6 protein-coding genes and 1 other annotated feature are annotated in these 2824 nt (G+C 36.2%); all 6 genes read left to right on the plus strand.

Annotated features, from left to right (window positions below; translation table 11 throughout):
- A partial coding sequence (locus tag AC3AX0_RS10855; protein ID WP_487548347.1) for an EF-Tu C-terminal domain-related protein occupies positions 1-80 on the plus strand: 80 nt, incomplete at its 5' end.
- 316 nt (positions 81-396) lie between these two features.
- Complete coding sequence (gene rpmG / locus AC3AX0_RS10860; protein ID WP_487550307.1) at positions 397-546, plus strand: 50S ribosomal protein L33; 150 nt, start codon at positions 397-399, stop codon at positions 544-546.
- Between the two features lie 18 nt (positions 547-564).
- Positions 565-771 (plus strand): preprotein translocase subunit SecE, encoded by a 207-nt coding sequence (gene secE, locus AC3AX0_RS10865; protein ID WP_487550308.1) that lies wholly within the window; start codon positions 565-567, stop codon positions 769-771.
- Between the two features lie 33 nt (positions 772-804).
- Positions 805-1332 carry a transcription termination/antitermination protein NusG gene (gene nusG, locus AC3AX0_RS10870; RefSeq protein ID WP_487550309.1) on the plus strand — a complete coding sequence of 176 codons (528 nt, stop codon included), beginning with the start codon at positions 805-807 and terminating at the stop codon, positions 1330-1332.
- Positions 1333-1402: 70 nt separating this feature from the next.
- Positions 1403-1828, plus strand: coding sequence for a 50S ribosomal protein L11 (gene rplK / locus AC3AX0_RS10875; protein ID WP_487550310.1), 426 nt, complete (start codon positions 1403-1405; stop codon positions 1826-1828).
- A 54-nt stretch (positions 1829-1882) separates the two neighbouring features.
- Positions 1883-2581 (plus strand): 50S ribosomal protein L1, encoded by a 699-nt coding sequence (gene rplA / locus AC3AX0_RS10880; protein WP_487550311.1) that lies wholly within the window; start codon positions 1883-1885, stop codon positions 2579-2581.
- Between the two features lie 41 nt (positions 2582-2622).
- Positions 2623-2751 (plus strand) — a sequence feature (ribosomal protein L10 leader region).
- Positions 2752-2824: the final 73 nt, after the last annotated feature.

The following is a 2824-nucleotide window of genomic DNA, read 5'->3' on the forward strand; positions in this document are numbered from 1 at the left end:
TGGAAGAAGGATTGAGATTTGCGATCAGAGAAGGCGGAAGAACTGTTGGAGCAGGTGTTGTTGCTAAAGTAGTCAAGTAATTCCATACTATTTAAAGCATTCAGGCAGGTCGTTGACCTGCCTGTTTTATTTTATGAGTTAGCTTTTAAACAAACATAAGGGTTAATTGAAACAAGTCAAAAATGTTTTTTGAAAATAGTAGTAATTAAGTGTTTGCTTTTCTTTATAATGGTGTTATAATTTAATGTGCGTTTATCCAAGGATGATACTGGGTAGATTATATTTAAATGTAATTCTTTTCTTCTTGACATAGAAAACCTTTTATGATAATTTATATTAGGTAATGGGTAAATTGGAAAATTATGTTTATATAGATGAAGTGGTGGAGGTGTAGTAATGAGGTCTAAAGTTAAATTAGCCTGTACAGAGTGCAAGCAAAGAAACTATGATACAATGAAGAACAAAAGAAACAATCCAGAAAGAATTGAAATGAAGAAATACTGTAAATTCTGCAAGGCTCATACATTGCATAAAGAAACAAAATAATCTCAAGGATGTGAAAAAATGGCTGCAAATACAAGTGTAAATAAAGCAGGCAGAATGTCTGGTTATTTTAAAGGTGTAAAAGCTGAGCTTAAAAAAGTTACCTGGCCAACAAGAAAAGAATTAATGACATATACAATGGTTGTTATTGTTGCTGTTACTCTTATGACTTTGGTTGTATGGGGACTTGATGTTGTTTTTCATAGCTTGTTTGGTATATTTGTTTAAAGGAGGTAGGACCATTTTGCGGTCCGCTTAATTATGAAACAAAGATCAGAAGGACCAAAATGGTACGTGGTTCATACATATTCAGGTCATGAAAACAAAGTTAAGGCCAATATTGAAAAATTGGTTGAAAACAGAGAAATGCAGGATATTGTATTCGAAGTGCAAGTGCCTACGGAAGAGCACGTTGAAATAAAAGACGGTAAAAAGAAGATCAAGGAAAAGAAGAAATTTCCAGGTTATGTAATTATAAAGATGATAATGACAGACGAATCATGGTACCTGGTAAGAAACACCAGGGGTGTTACTGGGTTTGTCGGACCGGGAACAAAACCAATTCCATTGTCAGATGACGAAGTCAAGGGATTGGGAGTTATGGAAGTACTTCCTATGATGAATATAGCGAAAGGCGATGCTGTAAAGGTTACAGAAGGACCTTTTGAGAATTTCATGGGAACAGTGGATGAAATCCACGAAGAGAAGAGAAAACTTAAGGTTTTCATATCCATGTTCGGTAGAGAAACGCTCGTTGAACTGGATTTTGAACAGGTAGAAAAAGTTTAATACTTTTTTATAGATACCATATAGTGGGAGGGTAAAACCGATTTACCACAAAAAATGAGGAGGTGCAAACATGGCAAAAAAAGTAATCGCTGTAGTTAAGTTGCAAATCAATGCAGGTAAAGCTACTCCAGCTCCACCGGTTGGTACTGCATTAGGACCACACGGTGTAAATATAATGGGATTTTGTAAAGAATTCAATGCAAAAACATCAGATCAGGTAGGTATGATAATACCTGTTGTATTAACTGTATATCAAGATAGATCTTATTCGTTCATTACTAAAACCCCTCCAGTAGCAGTACTGTTAAAGAAGGCTATTGGTATTGAGAGTGGTTCAGGTGAACCAAACAGAAACAAGGTCGCAACAATATCTAAAGATAAAGTCAAAGAGATCGCAGAAATTAAGATGCCGGACCTTAATGCCAACACAGTTGAAGCTGCTATGAGTATGGTGGCAGGAACTGCTAGAAGCATGGGTATAGTTGTAGAAGACTAATAAATGGCAAATGGTGGGAGGCAAAGTCCGCTAAAACCACAAAGGAGAAATGATATGCCTAAAAGAGGAAAAAAGTATAACGATAGCGCAAAGACTTATGACAAGTTAAGTTTATTTAATTTGGATGAAGCAGTTAAATTGGTTCAAGAGACAGCAAAAGCTAATTTTGATGAAACTATTGAACTTCACATTAGACTGGGTGTAGATTCTAGACACGCTGACCAGCAGGTTAGAGGTGCGGTAGTTCTACCTCACGGTACAGGAAAGACTAAAAAAGTTTTGGTTTTCGCTAAAGGTGAAAAGCTTAAGGAAGCAGAAGAGGCAGGAGCTGATTATTTCGGTGGAGCTGAATATGCTGAGAAAATCCAAAAAGAAAACTGGTTTGATTTTGATATTACTGTAGCTACTCCTGACATGATGGGTGTTGTTGGTAGATTGGGTAGAGTGCTTGGACCTAAAGGTCTAATGCCAAACCCTAAATCAGGAACAGTTACTATGGATATAACAAATGCAATAAATGAGATCAAGGCAGGTAAGGTTGAATACAGAGTTGACAAAACATCGATTATTCACGTTCCTGTTGGAAAGAAATCATTTGGTACAGAGAAGCTCACCGAAAATATTCAAACATTGATGGATGCTGTTATTAAGGCTAAGCCATCTGCATCAAAAGGAAAGTACCTTAAGAGTGTTGTATTAACAAGCACTATGGGTCCTGGAATAAAAATCAACGCTGCAAAATTATCTGACTAATAACTGTTGACATAATAAACACTTGGTGTTATACTACTGAAGTCAATAAAATATTTTTACCGCAGACAACTGGTGCGAAAGCTTAATTCCCAGTCGAGGTGAAACGAAATTGTATTAAAAAGCAATTTATGGTTTCTTCGTTCTGCGGAGAAACCTTTTTTATTATATTATCCATTCGGCTTTGCTGAACTGGACGTAATTTTCACAATGAGCTTAAGGAGGTGTAAACCTATGAATCAAGCA

The organism is Dethiosulfatibacter sp. (genome assembly GCF_983023055.1).